The organism is Citrobacter sp. Marseille-Q5395 (assembly GCF_947057495.1).
GTDB lineage: Bacteria > Pseudomonadota > Gammaproteobacteria > Enterobacterales > Enterobacteriaceae > Citrobacter > Citrobacter murliniae.
Window position 1 is genome coordinate 95,286 of record NZ_CAMSEL010000001.1, and the last position, 17,895, is coordinate 113,180.

General features: G+C 52.8%; 20 protein-coding genes. 14 read left to right on the forward strand and 6 right to left on the reverse strand.

The genetic code is table 11. The features are described 5' to 3' along the window. Positions 1–118: 118 nt before the first annotated feature. The 3 genes from OH663_RS00410 to OH663_RS00420 are packed head-to-tail and all read left to right on the forward strand — an operon-like array spanning position 119 to position 3,070. Positions 119–1,096, forward strand: a complete 978-nt coding sequence (locus tag OH663_RS00410; protein ID WP_200012332.1) for a Bug family tripartite tricarboxylate transporter substrate binding protein — start codon at positions 119–121, stop codon at positions 1,094–1,096. A gap of 14 nt (positions 1,097–1,110) precedes the next feature. Beyond that, positions 1,111–1,545, forward strand: a complete 435-nt coding sequence (locus OH663_RS00415; RefSeq protein ID WP_200012333.1) for a tripartite tricarboxylate transporter TctB family protein — start codon at positions 1,111–1,113, stop codon at positions 1,543–1,545. Positions 1,546–1,555: 10 nt separating this feature from the next. Beyond that, positions 1,556–3,070, forward strand: coding sequence for a tripartite tricarboxylate transporter permease (locus OH663_RS00420; protein ID WP_045446512.1), 1,515 nt, complete (start codon positions 1,556–1,558; stop codon positions 3,068–3,070). Positions 3,071–3,145: 75 nt separating this feature from the next. On the opposite strand, the gene OH663_RS00425 is transcribed toward OH663_RS00420, so the two are convergent. After that, positions 3,146–4,042: a LysR family transcriptional regulator gene (locus OH663_RS00425; RefSeq protein ID WP_200012334.1), complete on the reverse strand. Its 897-nt coding sequence runs from the start codon at positions 4,040–4,042 to the stop codon at positions 3,146–3,148. A gap of 98 nt (positions 4,043–4,140) precedes the next feature. Between OH663_RS00425 and OH663_RS00430 the strand changes: the two genes are divergently transcribed. From OH663_RS00430 to csiR, 7 genes are all read left to right on the forward strand, one after another. Further along, positions 4,141–4,743: a short chain dehydrogenase gene (locus OH663_RS00430; RefSeq protein WP_045446515.1), complete on the forward strand. Its 603-nt coding sequence runs from the start codon at positions 4,141–4,143 to the stop codon at positions 4,741–4,743. Between the two features lie 261 nt (positions 4,744–5,004). Next, positions 5,005–5,982, forward strand: coding sequence for a glutarate dioxygenase GlaH (gene glaH / locus OH663_RS00435; RefSeq protein WP_045446517.1), 978 nt, complete (start codon positions 5,005–5,007; stop codon positions 5,980–5,982). A 19-nt stretch (positions 5,983–6,001) separates the two neighbouring features. Further along, complete coding sequence (gene lhgO, locus OH663_RS00440; protein WP_200012335.1) at positions 6,002–7,270, forward strand: L-2-hydroxyglutarate oxidase; 1,269 nt, start codon at positions 6,002–6,004, stop codon at positions 7,268–7,270. 23 nt (positions 7,271–7,293) lie between these two features. After that, entirely contained in the window at positions 7,294–8,742 is a 1,449-nt protein-coding gene (gene gabD, locus OH663_RS00445; protein WP_048220711.1) for an NADP-dependent succinate-semialdehyde dehydrogenase, read from the forward strand. 25 nt (positions 8,743–8,767) lie between these two features. Beyond that, positions 8,768–10,051, forward strand: coding sequence for a 4-aminobutyrate--2-oxoglutarate transaminase (gene gabT, locus OH663_RS00450; protein ID WP_200012336.1), 1,284 nt, complete (start codon positions 8,768–8,770; stop codon positions 10,049–10,051). Positions 10,052–10,229: 178 nt separating this feature from the next. Then, complete coding sequence (gabP, locus tag OH663_RS00455) at positions 10,230–11,630, forward strand: GABA permease (protein WP_045446526.1); 1,401 nt, start codon at positions 10,230–10,232, stop codon at positions 11,628–11,630. Between the two features lie 45 nt (positions 11,631–11,675). Then, positions 11,676–12,362 (forward strand): DNA-binding transcriptional regulator CsiR, encoded by a 687-nt coding sequence (gene csiR / locus OH663_RS00460; RefSeq protein ID WP_045446529.1) that lies wholly within the window; start codon positions 11,676–11,678, stop codon positions 12,360–12,362. Between the two features lie 12 nt (positions 12,363–12,374). Here csiR and lysM read toward each other — a convergent pair whose 3' ends face one another. Both lysM and OH663_RS00470 read right to left on the reverse strand, forming a co-directional pair. Beyond that, entirely contained in the window at positions 12,375–12,824 is a 450-nt protein-coding gene (gene lysM / locus OH663_RS00465; protein ID WP_045446532.1) for a peptidoglycan-binding protein LysM, read from the reverse strand. A 97-nt stretch (positions 12,825–12,921) separates the two neighbouring features. Next, a complete protein-coding gene (locus tag OH663_RS00470) occupies positions 12,922–13,080 on the reverse strand; it encodes a YqaE/Pmp3 family membrane protein (RefSeq protein WP_045446535.1) in 159 nt (52 codons plus the stop codon). A 384-nt stretch (positions 13,081–13,464) separates the two neighbouring features. Between OH663_RS00470 and OH663_RS00475 the strand changes: the two genes are divergently transcribed. From OH663_RS00475 to OH663_RS00485, 3 genes are all read left to right on the forward strand, one after another. After that, on the forward strand, positions 13,465–13,764 hold the full coding sequence (locus OH663_RS00475) for an ArsR/SmtB family transcription factor (RefSeq protein WP_048220707.1): 300 nt from the start codon (positions 13,465–13,467) through the stop codon (positions 13,762–13,764). A 9-nt stretch (positions 13,765–13,773) separates the two neighbouring features. Further along, a complete protein-coding gene (locus tag OH663_RS00480) occupies positions 13,774–14,301 on the forward strand; it encodes a rhodanese family protein (RefSeq protein ID WP_200012337.1) in 528 nt (175 codons plus the stop codon). A gap of 80 nt (positions 14,302–14,381) precedes the next feature. Beyond that, positions 14,382–14,561, forward strand: a complete 180-nt coding sequence (locus OH663_RS00485) for a hypothetical protein (protein WP_045446544.1) — start codon at positions 14,382–14,384, stop codon at positions 14,559–14,561. A 34-nt stretch (positions 14,562–14,595) separates the two neighbouring features. On the opposite strand, the gene stpA is transcribed toward OH663_RS00485, so the two are convergent. Continuing rightward, a complete protein-coding gene (gene stpA / locus OH663_RS00490) occupies positions 14,596–14,997 on the reverse strand; it encodes a DNA-binding protein StpA (protein WP_045446547.1) in 402 nt (133 codons plus the stop codon). 554 nt (positions 14,998–15,551) lie between these two features. Here stpA and alaE point away from each other — a divergent pair. Then, a complete protein-coding gene (gene alaE, locus OH663_RS00495) occupies positions 15,552–16,001 on the forward strand; it encodes an L-alanine exporter AlaE (protein ID WP_045446551.1) in 450 nt (149 codons plus the stop codon). Between the two features lie 38 nt (positions 16,002–16,039). Here the strand turns inward: alaE and OH663_RS00500 are convergent, their stop codons facing one another. Together OH663_RS00500 and pdxR are read right to left on the reverse strand one after the other, a co-directional pair. Further along, the gene (locus OH663_RS00500) at positions 16,040–16,390 is read right to left on the reverse strand and encodes a DUF2002 family protein (protein WP_045446554.1); all 351 of its coding nucleotides are present in this window, start codon (positions 16,388–16,390) and stop codon (positions 16,040–16,042) included. Between the two features lie 123 nt (positions 16,391–16,513). Beyond that, positions 16,514–17,848 carry a MocR-like pyridoxine biosynthesis transcription factor PdxR gene (gene pdxR, locus OH663_RS00505; protein ID WP_200012339.1) on the reverse strand — a complete coding sequence of 445 codons (1,335 nt, stop codon included), beginning with the start codon at positions 17,846–17,848 and terminating at the stop codon, positions 16,514–16,516. Between the last annotated feature and the right edge of the window lie 47 nt (positions 17,849–17,895).

Sequence of the window (17,895 nt, forward strand, 5' to 3'; positions counted from 1 at the left end):
GAATTGAAAGGTTAATGTTTTAACAATCATGCAACCGAACTGCTACACATCGGCTCACATAATCACAAAAATCTTCTTTCGTACCCGAAACTCCGGTCGCCCGGCGCGAGGATAAATAATGAAAAAACAATTACTTCGTACCCTTACTGCAAGCATGTTACTGATGAGTACCGCTGTTCTGGCTGAACAAGCCCCCTCACGCACTGAATGTATCGCTCCGGCGAAACCCGGCGGGGGATTCGACCTCACCTGTAAGCTGATTCAGGTGAGCATGATGGAAACGGGTGCTATCGAAAAACCGATGCGCGTGACCTACATGCCCGGCGGGGTGGGCGCGGTAGCCTATAACGCCATCGTCGCGCAACGCCCTGCCGAGGCGGGAACCGTGGTGGCCTTCTCTGGCGGCTCGCTGCTGAACCTGTCGCAGGGCAAGTTTGGTCGCTATGGCGTCGATGATGTGCGCTGGCTGGCAAGCGTGGGAACTGATTACGGCATGATTGCCGTACGCAACGACTCACCGTGGAAAACGCTGAAAGATCTGCTGACGGCCATGGAGAAAGATCCCAACAGCGTGGTGATTGGTGCTGGTGCTTCTATCGGCAGTCAGGACTGGATGAAGTCAGCGCTGCTGGCACAAAAAGCCAACGTCGATCCGCACAAGATGCGTTACGTGGCGTTTGAAGGCGGCGGCGAGCCGGTGACTGCGCTGATGGGAAATCATGTGCAGGTAGTTTCTGGGGATCTCAGCGAAATGGTGCCCTATCTCAGCGGCGACAAGATCCGTGTGCTGGCAGTGTTCTCTGACGAACGTCTGCCTGGCCAACTGGCAAATGTCCCTACAGCTAAAGAGCAGGGCTATGACCTCGTGTGGCCGATCATCCGTGGCTTCTACGTCGGACCAAAAGTCAGCGATGCTGAATATCAGTGGTGGGTTGAAGCATTTAACAAGCTCCAGCAGACCGATGAGTTTAAAAAGCAGCGCGAACTGCGCGGTCTGTTCGAATTCAACATGAGCGGCAAGCAGCTCGACGATTACGTGAAGAAGCAGGTCACCGATTATCGTGAGCAGGCGAAAGCCTTCGGCCTGGCTAAATAACCGCAGGGACATTGATGATGAGCGATCGTATTTTTGCGGGTATCTGGCTGTTGCTCTGTATCGCCGGGCTGTTCATAGCCTGGCAAATCAGCAGCGAATACAGTTATGAACCGGTTGGGCCGCGTCCCTTTCCACTTGGCATTATCAGCCTGATGCTCTTGTGCGCCGTGGCGCTGCTGTTGCGTCACCCGGACACCATCAGTTGGCCTCGCCGCCACGTGCTGCAAAAACTGCTCACGATGGTGATTGTTCTGTTGATGTACGCCTGGGGGTTTGAATGGCTGGGCTTTCCGATCGCCACCGCCATTCTCACCGTGGTGATTGGCATGTTGTTCGGTGCCACCATTCCGGCTGCGGGTATTTCAGGCTCTGTCCTCGGCATTCTTCTGTGGTATGCCTTCGATCGGCTGCTTGACGTCACCTTACCACTCGGCGCCTGGCTGAGTTAACGGAGAAACGATGGATACCTGGATATATCTTTCTCAGGGCTTTGCGGTGGCGATGACGCCGGAAAACCTGGTTATCGCCTTGATCGGCTGTTTTGTTGGCACCATCGTTGGGCTGCTGCCGGGCCTCGGGCCCATCAACGGCGTGGCGATATTGTTGCCGCTGGCCTTCGCATTGCATCTGCCAGCAGAGTCTGCGCTGATCCTGCTGGCCACTGTTTATATCGGCTGTGAATACGGCGGGCGCATCTCCTCGATTCTGCTCAATGTTCCCGGCGATGCAGCCGCCATTATGACCGCGCTTGACGGCTATCCGATGGCGCAGCAAGGGCGCGGCGGCGTGGCGCTCTCTATCTCGGCGGTCAGCTCCTTTTTCGGCTCACTTATCGCTATCGGTGGCATCATTCTGTTTGCCCCGGCGTTAGCGCAATGGTCGCTGGCTTTCGGTCCGGCAGAATACTTTGCCTTAATGGTCTTCGCCATTGCCTGCCTCGGCAGCATGATGGCTCAAAACCCACTGAAATCATTTCTGGCAGCGCTAATCGGTCTCGGCCTTGCGACCGTCGGCGTAGATGCCAACACCGGGGTCTATCGCTTCACCTTTGACAGTGTCCATCTCTCCGACGGCGTGCAGTTTATCGTGGTGGTGATTGGGTTGTTCTCTGTCTCAGAAATACTGTTAATGCTGGAACATACCAGCAGTGGCCAGACGCTGGTGCGTAAAACAGGCCGCATGTTGTTTAACGCCAAAGAAGGTATGCAGTGTGTGGGCGCGACACTTCGCTCGTCGGTGATTGGCTTTTTTGTCGGTGTGCTACCAGGCGCCGGGGCGACCATCGCCAGCGCAATCACCTACATGACTGAGAAAAAACTCAGCGGTAACAGCGACAGCTTTGGTAAAGGGGATATTCGTGGCGTCGCCGCACCAGAAGCGGCGAACAACGCCTCGGCCTGCGGATCCTTTATTCCGATGTTGACGCTCGGTGTGCCTGGCTCCGGTACCACAGCGGTGATGATGGGTGCGCTGACGCTGTACAACATCACGCCAGGCCCGGCCATGTTCACCGAGCAACCAGATATCGTCTGGGGGCTGATTGCAGCGCTGCTGATTGCTAACGTGATGCTGCTGGTGATGAACATTCCGCTGATAGGTTTGTTTACCCGCATGCTAACCATTCCGCTGTGGTTCCTGGTTCCGGCCATTGCCGCAGTCTCCGCAGTAGGCGTTTATGCAGTCCACAGTACCACTTTCGATCTGGTGCTGATGGTCGCCCTCGGCGTACTGGGCTACATACTGCGAAAAATGCACTTCCCGATGTCACCGTTGATTCTCGGGTTTGTACTGGGGGAAATGCTGGAGCAGAATCTGCGTCGCGCGCTGTCTATCAGTAATGGCAACATAGATATTCTGTGGGCAAGCGGGGTGGCAAAAGTACTGCTGGTACTGGCAGTAATGGTTATCGTGATCCCACCCGTGCTGCGTCTGATCCGTAAGCGCCACAACAAGCCGCAGGTGGACATCGGTTAGTAAAATGACGCGCCTTATCCGGCCTACGATTGATCGCCACTGTAGGCCGGATAAGCGCAGCGCCATCCGACATTTTTATTTTGAGCGTAAACCCTGAGTTCCTGCCAGGACATGCTCGACAAACTGCGTCAGCTTTGGCAGCGGGCGTAAATCCTGCCGCCACAGCAGATGTATCGGGCGCGGTTCAGGTGTAAAGCCCTCCAGTACCCGAACCAACCTGCCACTTGTGAGTTCTTCGGCCAGTAAAACCTCGGGCTGCAACAGCAGACCCGCCCCTGCGACCGCCGCCATACGCAGGCCGTGGCCATCATTACAACGCAGGATCGCATCGCGTTTCCATCTGACCTCCCCCTCCACGCCCGGAAGCTTCCATTCGTTGCGGGCCGTCCACACCGTGTGGGATAAACACAAATGATCCACCAGATCTGCCGGCGTTCGGGGCGTACCGTGACGGGCCAGATACTCCGGTGAGGCGCAGATCGCCATACGGTACGGACACAGGTATTTCGCCACTACATCAGTCTGATGAATATCACCAATCCGGATCGCCAGATCCACACCCTCATCTACCAGATCAACCATCCGGTTAGTCAGATCCAGTTCAAGACGTACCTCCGGCCAGGTCTGTAAAAAAGCAGCAGCCAACGGCGATACCACACATGCGCCAAATGAGGTTGGTGCGCTGATGCGCAGCGTGCCAGCAGGTACCAGCCGCAAGCGCTCTACCGAGCTTTCAGCTATTGCCACCTGCTCCAATACTCGTCTGGCTTCTTCAAAGTAAACCCGCCCGGCATCGGTCAAACTCTGGCGACGGGTATTACGCTCCAGCAGACGCGTACCGAGCTGAACTTCAAGCTGGGCGATATATTTCCCCACCATTACCGCCGACATCTCCAGTAGCGTTGCCGCGCCGGTAAAGCTACCGCTCTCCACCACGGCGATAAATGTTTCCATGCCGCGCAACTTGTCCATATTACAAACCTCTGGTTAGTAATCATCTAACTTTTAACCAGTTTATCTGATTTCATTTTCATTAAAGAATGGTGGCTCACACTATTCAGGAGGTGGTTATGAAAATCGTCGTTATTGGTGCCAGCGGCACAGTCGGTCGCGCAGTCACAGAAGTATTGAGCCGTACACATGACGTTGTTCGCGTGGGCCGCACACAGGGTGATTACCTGGTTGATATCACTTCTCAGGAGAGCGTGCAGGCGTTGTTTGAAAAAATCGGTCGGGTAGATGCGATCGTGTCCGCCACCGGCAACCTGTTCTTTGGCCCGTTGTCGACAATGACCGACAACGAATTTAATCAGGGGTTGCAGGATAAGCTGTTAGGTCAGGTGCGGCTGGCATTAACCGGGCAACACTATCTGAATGATGGCGGTTCAATTACGCTTATCAGCGGCATCATCGCTCATGAGCCGATTGCGCAAGGGGCAAGCGCTGCAACCGTCAATGCCGGGCTGGAAGGTTTTGTTCGCGCTGCTGCCTGCGAATTAGAGCGCGGAATTCGCATTAATCTGATCAGTCCCACCGTGCTGAGCGAATCCGCCGACGCTTACGATAGTTTCTTCCCTGGTTTTGAAAGCGTGCCCGCCGCTACGGTGGCAAATGCTTTTCGCCGCAGCGTGGAAGGCATACAAACTGGTCGCGTCTATAAAGTCGGCTACTGATATTTTGCTGCCGCTGCATCCTTTATCAGCGGCAGCATTATTAACTCATTGTTTTAAAACATTCCCTTCTTGATTTTCTTCCCTGCATCACACTTACCCTCACCTTTTATATTGTTAAATAATTGTTGCTTTTGATCACAAATAATAAACAAAGCAGTCCATTTTGTGCGCACTTTTCAAAAATGTAGATATTTTTAATTTATGGCTACGAAACGAGCATCGCCATGTCTCCCTGACAATCTACTGAGAGGATCGATTCTGATGAACGCACTGACTGCCGTAAAACCGAACGCTGAAGATCCAGCCCAGCACTACAGCGGTTTCACGCTGAAACCATCAGCCCAGTCTCCACGCCTGCTGGAACTGACTTTCTCCGCCGAGACTACGGAGCAATTTCTGCAAGCTGTGGCACAGTGGCCGGTGCAGGCACTGGAATACAAATCTTTCTTGCGATTTAAAGTGAGCAAAATCCTCGACGATTTGTGCGGTAATCAGTTGCAGCCTCTGCTGCTGAAAACGCTGCTGGATCGTGCTGAAGGCGCACTACTGATCAACGCCGTGGGTGTTGATGACGTGGCGCAAGCAGAAGAGATGGTCAAGCTGGCAACGGCAGTCGCACATCTTATCGGACGCTCCAATTTTGATGCGATGAGCGGTCAGTACTATGCGCGTTTTGTGGTTAAAAACGTTGATAACTCAGACAGCTATCTGCGCCAGCCGCACCGTGTAATGGAGTTGCATAACGACGGAACCTACCTCGAAGAAATCACCGACTACGTGTTGATGATGAAGATCGACGAGCAGAACATGACCGGCGGTAACTCGCTGCTGCTGCACCTTGACGACTGGGAACATCTGGATCAGTACTTCACCCATCCGCTGGCACGCCGCGCTATGCGCTTCGCCGCACCACCAAGCAAAAACGTCAGCCAGGACGTGTTTCATCCGGTGTTTGACGTCGACCAACAGGGTCGCCCGGTGATGCGCTACATCGACCAGTTCGTCCAGCCAAAAGACTATGAAGAAGGTGTCTGGCTGAGCGATCTCTCAGACGCGCTGGAAACCAGCAAAAGCATCCTGTCTGTTCCGGTTTCAGTCGGCAAATTCCTGCTGATCAACAACCTGTTCTGGCTGCACGGTCGCGATCGTTTTACGTCGCATCCTGATCTGCGCCGTGAACTGATGCGCCAGCGTGGTTACTTTGCTTACTCCACCAACCACTACCAGACCCATCAGTAAGCGCGAAGGAAAATAGCGGATGTATGATTTTGTGATTATTGGCGGCGGCATTATCGGCATGTCGACCGCCATGCAGCTGATTGATGTCTATCCGGACGCCAGAATTGCGCTGCTGGAAAAAGAGTCCGGCCCGGCCTGTCACCAGACGGGCCACAATAGCGGCGTGATCCATGCCGGGGTTTATTACACCCCCGGCAGCCTGAAGGCACAGTTTTGCCTGGCCGGAAATCGTGCTACCAAAGCCTTTTGCGACCAAAACGACATCCGCTATGACGTCTGCGGAAAAATGCTGGTTGCCACCTCTGAACTGGAAATGGAGCGGATGCGCGCCTTATGGGATCGCACCGCCGCCAACGGATTAGAACGCGAGTGGCTGAACGCTGAAGAACTGCGTGAGCGTGAGCCGAACATAACCGGACTGGGCGGTATTTTTGTCCCGTCGAGCGGGATTGTCAGCTACCGTGAAGTGACGGCTGCAATAGCGAAAATCTTTCAGGCCAGAGGCGGTGAGATTATTTACAACGCCGAAGTCAGCGCGCTGAAAGAACACGCTACAGGTGTAATCGTGCATACCCGCCAGGGTCAGGAATATGAGGGCGCGACGCTGATTACCTGCTCCGGCCTGATGGCTGACCGACTGGTGAAAATGCTTGGCGTCGACCCCGGCTTTATCATCTGCCCGTTTCGCGGTGAATACTTCCGTCTGGCGCCAGAGCATAACCAGATAGTCAACCATCTGATCTACCCCATTCCCGACCCGGCGATGCCGTTTCTTGGCGTTCATCTCACCCGCATGATTGACGGCAGCGTAACGGTAGGTCCTAACGCAGTACTGGCGTTTAAACGTGAAGGTTATCGCAAACGCGATATTTCCCTCAGCGACACGCTGGAGATATTAGGTTCCTCCGGCATCCGCCGGGTGCTGCAAAATAACCTGCGTTCCGGCCTTAGTGAGATGAAAAACTCACTGTGCAAAAGCGGCTATCTGCGGCTGGTACAAAAGTACTGCCCGAGCCTGACGCAAAAAGATCTGCAGCCGTGGCCCGCGGGCGTACGTGCGCAGGCGGTATCGCCTGACGGTAAGTTGATCGACGACTTTCTGTTTGTCACCACGCCACGTTCAATTCATACCTGCAACGCCCCCTCTCCGGCGGCGACGTCGGCAATCCCTATCGGCGCACATATCGTCAGCAAGGTTCATGCGCTGCTGGAAAACCAGAGCAATCCCGGACGCACGCTGCGTGCGGCACGTAGCGTGGAAACATTACACGCCGCATTCACTCGTTAAACATTTTATGACAGGAAGCAATCATGCAACTTAACGATCCAACCTTGTTTCGCCAGCAGGCATTGATCAACGGCCACTGGCGTGACGCCAACAGCGGCGAGACCATCGCGGTGACCAACCCCGCAAATGGTCAGCAGTTAGGTAGCGTACCGAAAATGGGTGCGGATGAAACCCGCGAGGCCATTGAAGCCGCTAACCGTGCACTGCCCGCATGGCGGACGCTGACCGCCAAAGAGCGGGCGAATATTCTGCGCCGCTGGTTTAACCTGATGATTGAACATCAGGACGATCTCGCCCGTCTGATGACCCTCGAACAGGGGAAACCGCTGGCGGAAGCGAAAGGTGAAATCATTTATGCCGCCTCCTTTATTGAGTGGTTTGCCGAAGAGGGCAAACGTATCTACGGCGACACCATCCCAGGTCATCAGGCCGATAAGCGCCTGATCGTCATTAAGCAACCTATCGGCGTGACCGCCGCGATTACGCCGTGGAACTTCCCTTCGGCGATGATCACCCGCAAAGCCGGTCCGGCGCTGGCGGCAGGCTGCACGATGGTACTCAAACCGGCCAGCCAGACGCCTTACTCAGCGCTGGCGCTGGCGGAGCTGGCCAATCGCGCCGGGATCCCGGCGGGCGTATTCAGCGTCGTCACCGGCTCGGCTGGCGCAGTTGGCAACGAGCTGACCAGCAACCCGCTGGTACGCAAGCTGTCGTTTACCGGCTCTACCGAGATTGGTCGTCAGCTCATGCAGCAATGCGCTAAAGACATCAAAAAGGTGTCGCTGGAACTGGGCGGCAATGCGCCGTTTATCGTCTTTGACGATGCCGATCTCGATAAAGCGGTGGAAGGCGCGCTGGCATCGAAGTTTCGTAACGCCGGGCAGACCTGCGTCTGCGCCAACCGTCTGTATGTTCAGGACGGCGTGTATGAACGTTTTGCTGAGAAACTCCAGCAGGCCGTGAGCAAGCTGCACCTCGGCGACGGCCTGGAGCCCAACGTCACCACCGGGCCGCTGATTGATGAGAAAGCGGTTGCCAAAGTGCAGGAGCACATCGCAGATGCGCTGGAGAAAGGCGCTCGGGTTATCACGGGTGGCAAGGCGCATGCGCTGGGCGGCAACTTCTTCCAGCCCACCATTCTGGTGGAAGTACCTGACAACGCAAAGGTCGCCAAAGAAGAGACCTTCGGCCCGCTGGCTCCGCTATTTCGTTTTAAAGATGAGGCTGACGTCATCGCACAAGCCAACGATACCGAGTTTGGTCTGGCGGCTTACTTCTACGCCCGCGATTTAAGCCGCGTTTTCCGCGTCGGCGAAGCGCTGGAGTACGGCATCGTCGGGATTAACACCGGCATCATCTCCAACGAAGTCGCCCCATTCGGCGGAATTAAAGCTTCTGGCCTTGGTCGTGAAGGCTCTAAATACGGCATCGAAGATTACTTAGAAATCAAATATATGTGCATTGGCCTTTAATAAAACAAATACTGGAGAACACCTGATGAGCACCAATAAAGAACTTATGCAACGTCGCAGCAATGCCGTTCCTCGTGGCGTAGGACAGATCCACCCTATTTTTGCCGAACGCGCAGAAAACTGCCGGGTCTGGGACGTTGAAGGCCGCGAGTTCCTCGACTTTGCTGGCGGTATCGCGGTGCTGAATACCGGTCACCTGCATCCACAAATTGTCTCTGCGGTAGAAGCTCAGCTAAAAAAGCTGTCGCATACCTGCTTCCAGGTGCTGGCTTATGAGCCGTACCTGGAACTTTGCGAAATCATGAACAAGAAGGTGCCGGGCGATTTTGCTAAGAAAACGCTGCTGGTCACTACCGGCTCTGAAGCGGTGGAAAACGCGGTGAAAATTGCCCGAGCCGCCACCAAACGAACCGGCACCATCGCCTTTAGCGGCGCCTATCACGGTCGTACCCACTACACCCTGTCATTAACCGGGAAAGTCAATCCGTACTCTGCCGGAATGGGACTAATGCCGGGCCACGTTTATCGCGCACTGTATCCTTGCACTCTGCACGGTATCAGCGAAGACGATGCTATCGCCAGCATCCATCGAATCTTTAAAAACGACGCCGCCCCGGAAGATGTCGCCGCCATCGTGATTGAGCCGGTACAGGGCGAAGGCGGTTTTTACGCCGCTTCCCCCGCCTTTATGCAACGCCTGCGCGCAATTTGTGATGAACACGGGATCATGCTGATTGCCGATGAAGTGCAAAGCGGCGCGGGCCGTACCGGCACGCTGTTTGCCATGGAGCAGATGGGCGTCGCGCCAGATATCACCACCTTCGCTAAATCCATCGCCGGTGGCTTCCCGCTGGCAGGTGTTACCGGACGCGCCGAAGTGATGGACGCCATCCCCCCAGGCGGTCTGGGTGGCACTTATGCCGGTAACCCGATTGCCTGTGCCGCTGCGCTGGCGGTGCTGAACATTTTCGAGCAGGAAAACCTGCTGCAAAAAGCCAATGAGCTGGGCAAGACCCTGCGTGATGGGCTGCTGGCAATCGCCGAAACACATCGCGAAATCGGTGATGTTCGCGGCCTGGGAGCGATGATTGCCATCGAACTGTTCGAAGACGGCGACCACAACAAGCCAGATGCCAAACTGACTGCTGAGATCGTTGCCCGGGCCCGTGATAAAGGGCTGATCCTGCTCTCCTGTGGGCCGTACTACAACGTACTGCGTATCCTCGTGCCACTCACCATCGAAGATGCGCAAATCCGCCAGGGGCTGGACATTATCGCCCAGTGTTTTGATGAGGCGAAGCAGCACTAATTGCCGGATGGCGCAATCTGTAGGTCGGATAAGGCCTTTACGCCGCCATCCGACAAACAAGCAAAACAAAACGGATAAGGCCGTCCGGTAAAAATATCCAATAACAATTATACGCGTGCCCCGGCGCGGGAATGCCGGGGTGCTCTCCCAAGTGAAATACTTTCGAGAGGTTTAAAAGATGGGGCAAGTGTCACAATCACATGATTTAGGGGGCGGGCTGAAATCACGCCACGTCACCATGTTATCTATTGCCGGGGTTATCGGTGCAAGTCTGTTTGTAGGTTCAAGCGTAGCCATTGCAGAAGCAGGACCTGCGGTATTGCTGGCCTATCTGTTCGCCGGATTACTGGTGGTGATGATTATGCGCATGCTGGCCGAAATGGCCGTTGCCACCCCTGATACCGGTTCCTTTTCTACTTACGCCGACAAGGCTATCGGGCCGTGGGCTGGTTATACCATCGGCTGGCTGTACTGGTGGTTCTGGGTATTAGTGATCCCACTGGAAGCTAATATTGCCGCCATAATACTGCACTCATGGATCCCGGGCATTCCTGTCTGGCTGTTCTCGCTGGTTATCACGCTGGCGTTAACCGGCAGTAATTTGCTGAGCGTCAAAAATTACGGTGAGTTCGAGTTCTGGCTGGCGCTGTGCAAAGTGATTGCCATTCTGGCATTTATCGCCCTGGGCGCGGCAGCGATTAGCGGTTTCTATCCCTACGCTGAGGTCAGTGGAATTTCACGGCTGTGGGATCACGGCGGCTTTATGCCTAACGGTTTTGGCGCGGTGCTCAGCGCGATGCTGATAACCATGTTCTCCTTTATGGGCGCGGAGATTGTTACCATTGCCGCCGCGGAGTCCGACACCCCGGATAAACACATCGTGCGCGCCACGAACTCGGTTATCTGGCGAATCTCTATTTTCTATCTGTGCTCAATTTTCGTGGTGGTGGCATTGATCCCGTGGAACATGCCGGGGCTTAAAGAGGTTGGCTCTTACCGCTCGGTGCTGGAATTACTGCACATCCCGCACGCGAAACTGATCATGGACTGCGTCATTTTACTGTCGGTAACCAGTTGTTTGAACTCTGCGCTGTATACGGCATCCAGGATGCTCTACTCCCTGAGCCGTCGTGGAGATGCCCCAGCTTTTATGGGCAAAACTAACCGTAGCAAAACACCTTATGTCGCGGTGCTGCTGTCGACTGGGGCCGCTTTCCTCACCGTGATCGTCAACTATTACGCGCCAGCAAAAGTGTTTAAGTTTCTGATCGACAGCTCTGGCGCCATCGCGCTGCTGGTCTATCTGGTGATTGCTATTTCCCAGCTCCGGATGCGCAAGATCCTGCTGGCACAAGGCGGGGAAATTAAGCTGAGAATGTGGCTCTATCCGTGGCTGACCTGGCTGGTCATCGCCTTTATTATCTTTGTATTAGTGGTGATGCTCTTTCGCCCGGCGCAACAGCTGGAGGTTATCTCAACCGGGCTGCTCGCCATCGGGATTATTTGCACCGTGCCAATTATGTCACGCTGGAAAAAACTGCTATCGTGGCAAAAAGCACCCTTGCAAAATACGCATTAAATCCGTTCCCGGCACAGGCCGGGAAACCTTTTCAGGAGTATGACCATGACCGCCATTTCCCAACCGACGGCCATTGATGGGTACCGCTGGCTCAAAAACGACATCATCCGTGGTGTGTATCAGCCTGATGAAAAACTGCGAATGAGCCTGCTGACCTCGCGCTATGAACTGGGAGTCGGGCCGTTGCGCGAGGCGCTTTCGCAACTGGTAGCAGAACAGCTGGTCACGGTGGTCAATCAGAAAGGGTATCGTGTGGCATCGATGTCAGAGCAGGAGCTGCTCGATATTTTTGACGCCCGCGCTAATACGGAGGCGATGCTGGTGAGTCTGGCAATTGAGCGCGGCGACGACGCCTGGGAAGCAGAGATTCTGGCGCGGGCACATATGCTGAGCAAGCTTGAAGCTGTTGACGCCAGCGAGCAGATGCTGGATGAGTGGGATCAGCGACATCAGGCGTTTCACACGGCAATTGTTGCCGGGTGCGGTTCACACTATTTGCTGCAAATGCGCGAACGGCTGTTCGATCTCGCAGCACGCTACCGGTTTATCTGGCTGCGTAAAACGGTGCTATCCGTTGAAATGCTTGAAGATAAACACGATCAGCATCAGACGCTTACCGAAGCAATTATGGCGCGCGATGCAGAGCGCGCCAGCGAATTAATGCGCCAGCACCTGCTGACGCCAATTCCTATTATTCAGCAGGCCATGTCCGGAAAACTTCTGACGGAATAAACCTGTTCTTCTTTACTCTTCCGGAATACGTAAAACCTGCCCGGGATAGATTTTATCCGGGCTTTTCAGCATCGGTTTATTCGCCTCGAATATCTTATTGTACAGGTTAGCATTACCATAAACCTGTTTCGAAATAGCGCTCAGCGTGTCACCGGACTTCACCGTATAAAACTGACTTTCATTCGCCGGCGCAGAAGTTTTGACCTGGTCATCCACACTACCAATACCGGAGATATTACCGATCGCGATCAGAATTTTTTCTTTCGCTTCCTGGCTTAACCCATCTCCAGAAACGGTCGCCTTACCTTCGGCAATTTGGACGTTCACTTTATCTGCATCTGGAATACCGGTTTTACTCAGGTGTTCCTGCACCTTTTTCGCCAGTTCGTCACCACCATGATTTCCTGTGACCGCATCCCAGAGTTTTTCACCCGCATCTTTCACAAAATTGAAGAGACCCATATTCACCTCGGTTATTAACAATCAACACCAAGAAGTGTAGCAGAGGGGAAGGATCGATCAGGAAAGCGGCGCAGATGCGCCGCAATAGTGGAAAAGATTAGTTACGCGTCTGTACCCAGAATGCATGAATAAGACCGGGGATGTAACCCAGCAGTGTCAGTACGATATTGAGGATAAACGCCCAGCCAAATCCTTTCCCCAGCAGTACACCAAGAGGAGGCAAAATAATAGTTAAAACAATTCTCCAGAAACCCATACACACTCCATACAAGCAAAAAATTAATCATTGTGTATACCCAAAATAATTTGAGTTGCAGCCAGGCGGCAAAAGAGTGAGTCCCGATGAGCTTGCTCTTGCAAGTGATTCGGGTGAGCGACAAATCTGTCAGAAACAGATTTGAGCGCTACGGAACAACCGCCCGTAAGGCGAGACTCATGGATGAGTCGTGTAACTCGTAGCCAACGCGCATGCAACTTAAGTATGACGGGTATAAAAAGAGATTTCGTCTCTAAGCATAACCAGTGTACTCAACTCTGCCAGCCCTCCCCTGCGGTTTTACCCTCCTTTACTCTCTTTACGCTGGCGTACGATGATTGTTTATTTTAGAATGTACTTAATTTAGAACTCACTTAAATAACTATGACTGAACTTGAACAACTCCAGGCCAGCGCTGAAAAAGCGGCCGCCCTGCTCAAAGCGATGAGCAATCCGAAACGGTTGCTGATTTTGTGCATGCTCTGCGGTTCACCGGGTACGAGCGCGGGTGAATTAGCCCGCATTACCGGCTTGAGTCCTTCCGCGACCTCCCAACATCTGGCGCGAATGCGCGAGGAAGGTCTGATAGAAAGCCAGCGAGATGCTCAGCGCATCCTCTATTTCATTAAAAATGCGGCGGTGAATTCACTTATCGCCACATTAAAAACACTGTATTGCCCATAAGGAACCATCATGACCATTGGGATAATTTCCCCGCGCGAAGCACAGGCGCTCCTGGCACAAGGGGCAAAACTGATTGATATCCGTGATGCAGATGAGTATCTGTACGAGCATATCCCAGAGGCGCAACTGGCCCCGCTATCCACCCTGGAACAGAACTCACTACCCACAAATTTGCGGGCCGAGCGCATTATTTTTCACTGCCAGTCGGGCAAGCGCACACAAAACGCCGCAGCCAAATTGCATGCCACCGCCGCGCCTGCACAGGTCTGGCTGCTTGAGGGCGGAATCGACGGCTGGAAAGCTGCAGGTTTGCCGGTAACAAAAGATAACTCACAGCCGTTGCCGCTGATGCGTCAGGTGCAGATTGCGGCTGGTAGCCTTGCCTTACTCGGCGTCGTTCTCGGTTACACGGTCAACAGTGGCTTCTTCTTACTCAGCGGTTTTGTCGGCGCAGGTCTGGTTCTTGCTGGCGTTACCGGCTTTTGTGGCATGGCACGGATACTGGATAAAATGCCGTGGAACCGACGTACTCATTAAGCGGTAATAACCGAAACAGCGCTGTACCCGCCAATTGACGTGCTCTATGGTGGGCCATGTGATAAAGAAAGGAGCGCAGTATGTTTAAACCTGGCGATTTGGTGCAACCGCGTATGGGCGGACCAAAACTGAAAGTTGTCGAAGTGAATGGCGATCAGATTGTGGCCGTACAAGCCAGTAACGAAAGCGGTGAGAAATTCACACTGAAAGCTGCTGATGTTACGCGATATTCCGAAGACGGTGATTTCGGCGTTTGCTGAAATAAGCGGTGAGGATCTCCTCACCGCATTGCTATCAGATTAAAAAATCGTCGAGAGATTTACCAGCAGCCAGTGCCTGAGCAATGGGCTTCGGTGTACGTCCTTGTCCGGTCCATGTTTTCGTTTCACCATTGGTATCAGTAAAATGATATTTCGCCGGACGCGGTTGGCGTTTTTTTCCGCCCCGTGACGTGGTTGGCACCATACTCAGCAACTCTTCTGGATTAATTCCATCAGCTTGCATCAGCGCCAACAACGTATTAATTTTTTCCTGCTGCTCTGCACGCTGACGCTGTAGCTTTTCTTCTTCATCGCGTCTTTCTTTGGTAACTACCCTGAATTTTTCCAACATATCTTCAAGAACCTCGATGGGAAATTCACGGGCCATAGAACGCAGTGTGCGGATATTATTTAAGTTTTTTAACATTAAGCTCATATTAATAAAACCTCTTTAACGCAGAAATCAAAAACAGTAATACGGCAGGAAGTGTATTCGATTGTTTTTTCTATTTCCAGTATATTTTGTCGCAAAGTATTAAGCTAACAACGTTTCTTATTATTTACCTGTTGGTACGGGTGAGTCGATTTTCCGATATTTTATATAACGTGAGTATTAAAATAAATATGGCTAACGGCCTCTTAAATCATATACCCACAATACAGAAAATCACAACGTACAGTCTGGTCTGGCAGACATACCCAACATCAATTCACATTCAGAAAGGAGCTCAAAAAATTCAGAAAAACAAGTCAAAATAAGATATTGATTTAAAAGAGTTTTAACCAATACAGCAACGAAAATGCCAAAACGAACAAAAAACGAACCAACACAGAGCATTTTATCGACAAAAAGACAATAAATAAAAATTTTAAGCTAGTTGCCAGTTATTATGTAGCCATATATCCTATTAAAACGCGAAAGCAGCAAGATAAAACACTAGTTAAAAGGTATTCAAAACCTTTTCTTCCCTTTTTACAAGGAGCATTAACATGTTCTCTCCGCAGTCACGCTTGCGTCATGCTGTAGCAGACACGTTCGCGATGGTTGTTTATTGTTCTGTCGTGAACATGTTGATCGAAGTATTCCTCTCTGGAATGACCTTTGAACAATCGCTTTCTTCCAGACTGGTGGCTATCCCTGTTAACATTCTGATCGCCTGGCCCTATGGTATGTACCGTGATTTATTCATGCGCGCGGCGCGTAAAGCCACGTCAGCCGGATGGGCTAAAAATCTGGCAGATGTGCTGGCGTATGTAACGTTCCAGTCTCCGGTATATGTCGTTATTCTGTTGACGGTTGGCGCTGACTGGCACCAGATTACAGCTGCAGTAAGTTCAAACATCGTGGTATCAATGCTGATGGGGGCTGTGTATGGCTACTTCCTTGATTATTGCCGCCGCCTGTTTAAAGTCAGCAGCTATCACCAGGCTAAAGCCTAAATACATCTTCTTCGCGACTGGCATCGCCAGTCGCGCCTTTAGTTCGAACTCACGTCACCAAACAACCCATTTAAATAACGCTCAAGCGCAACACGCGAGCTAAAGCCGTGCGGAATACCATAATGTTCATGGGTTTCTCCCGCTAAATAAAGCGGAAATTGCTGATAGTGATCGCAGGTTTTAATATCTGTTGCGGGATCAGCCAGCGATGAACTGCGCTCTTTTAGCGTGGGATGGATAACTAAAGCGGTACGTCCCATGCGTGCTTCCCGGTTAACGTACACATAATTTTCACCACGTCGATAGCCATAAGCTTTCTGTGTGACTACATCGACGGTAAAGCCCACTTTTTCAAGTACGCGCGCCACCTCATCTGGTCGTAAATACATATTATTTTCCTCGTTATCTTTTACTGCGGGCTTACCTTACCTGATTCAGCATTAGCAACGCTTTCAGAAAAGTCCATAAAGAAGTGAATATGACGGGATAAATATCTACAGAACGACTGACAATCAGGCCATTGCCAGCCGAAGTTGATATGCGGCCTGCTGCGCCATTTCCACAGATCTAATATTGGTAAATGACAGCAGTATTCCGCCCTTTCCTGTCGATGTTATTCGCCAATCAGTTAAAGCCTGAACTGCCAGACCCGCGAGGTTAGCTTTACGTACTAATACTGTGTCCTCTCCGCTAACCGACATCACCAGTTGGATCCCGCCGTCCTGAGGAACTACGGTAAATCCTTGCTCTGTCAGCGCAGTTTCCATCCATTGACGTCGTTGAGCGTAATGTTGTCGCATCTTCTTCAGATGCCGCCAGAAATAACCTCCGTGGATAAAATCAGCCAGCGTTTGTTGCCATAAAACCGGAACACTACAGGCCGTTAGCGCCGCTTGCTGGCGGAACCGCGACACCTGAGTCAGGGGGACCACCAGCCATGCCGTGCGCAGTGCAGGAAACAGCGATTTACTGAACGTTCCGGCATAAATAACCCGCTGTGGCGCATCCAGGCTTTTTAGCGGTGGCAACGGTTTTCCGTGGTAGCGAAATTCACTGTCGTAGTCATCTTCAATGATCCATGCCTGCGCACGGGCGGCCCACTCCAGCAACTGATGTCGACGGGCTAACGAAAGCGATACCCCCAGCGGACTTTGGTGAGCTGGCGTGAGGAGCGCAAAGCGCGCATGTGGATAGTCACGGATCCCGACGTACACATCCAGTCCCTCTTCATCGACCGGAACAGGCATCATTTCAACCCTTTCCTGCGCCACTACTGGCCTGATTAACGGAAAACCCGGATCCTCTACCCACATTCCCTCACCAGGTTTTGCCAGAGCGCGCAGGATTAATGTCATCGATGCCGCATATCCAGAAGTAATAAACACCTGCTCCGGCAGGCACTCAATGCTGCGTGAAACGCGCAGATAATCGACAATAGCCTGGCGTAACGTCAGTTCACCGCAAACATCTCCCAGCGCAAGGTCAAAACGCGTCTGTGTGCGCAAACGCCGCCCCATTACCCGCGCCCAGGTTTCCCGGGGGAAAAGATCGAGAGCGGGCAGCCCCATCTGAAACAACTGCGGCGTTGGACTTTCTCCGGCGTATACAACAGGGGCAGCAGACGTTGTATCCAGCCGCAGTTGTCCACTCACAAACGTTCCGGCCTGGCCACGTCGCACAAGCCAGCCCTGAGCCACCAGCTCAGCGTATGCATTTTCCACCGTCGAACGTGACACGCCCAGCTCCTGAGACCATGTACGGCTGGAGGGTAATCTTGCGCCAGGCTTAAGTTCACCTTTCTCAATAGCGGTTTTTAACTGGCGGGCGATTTGCTGGTAGCGTGGCATTTATGGTCTGCTTTTTTAGTGAAAATATGGCTCTCTTTTGCAGACCA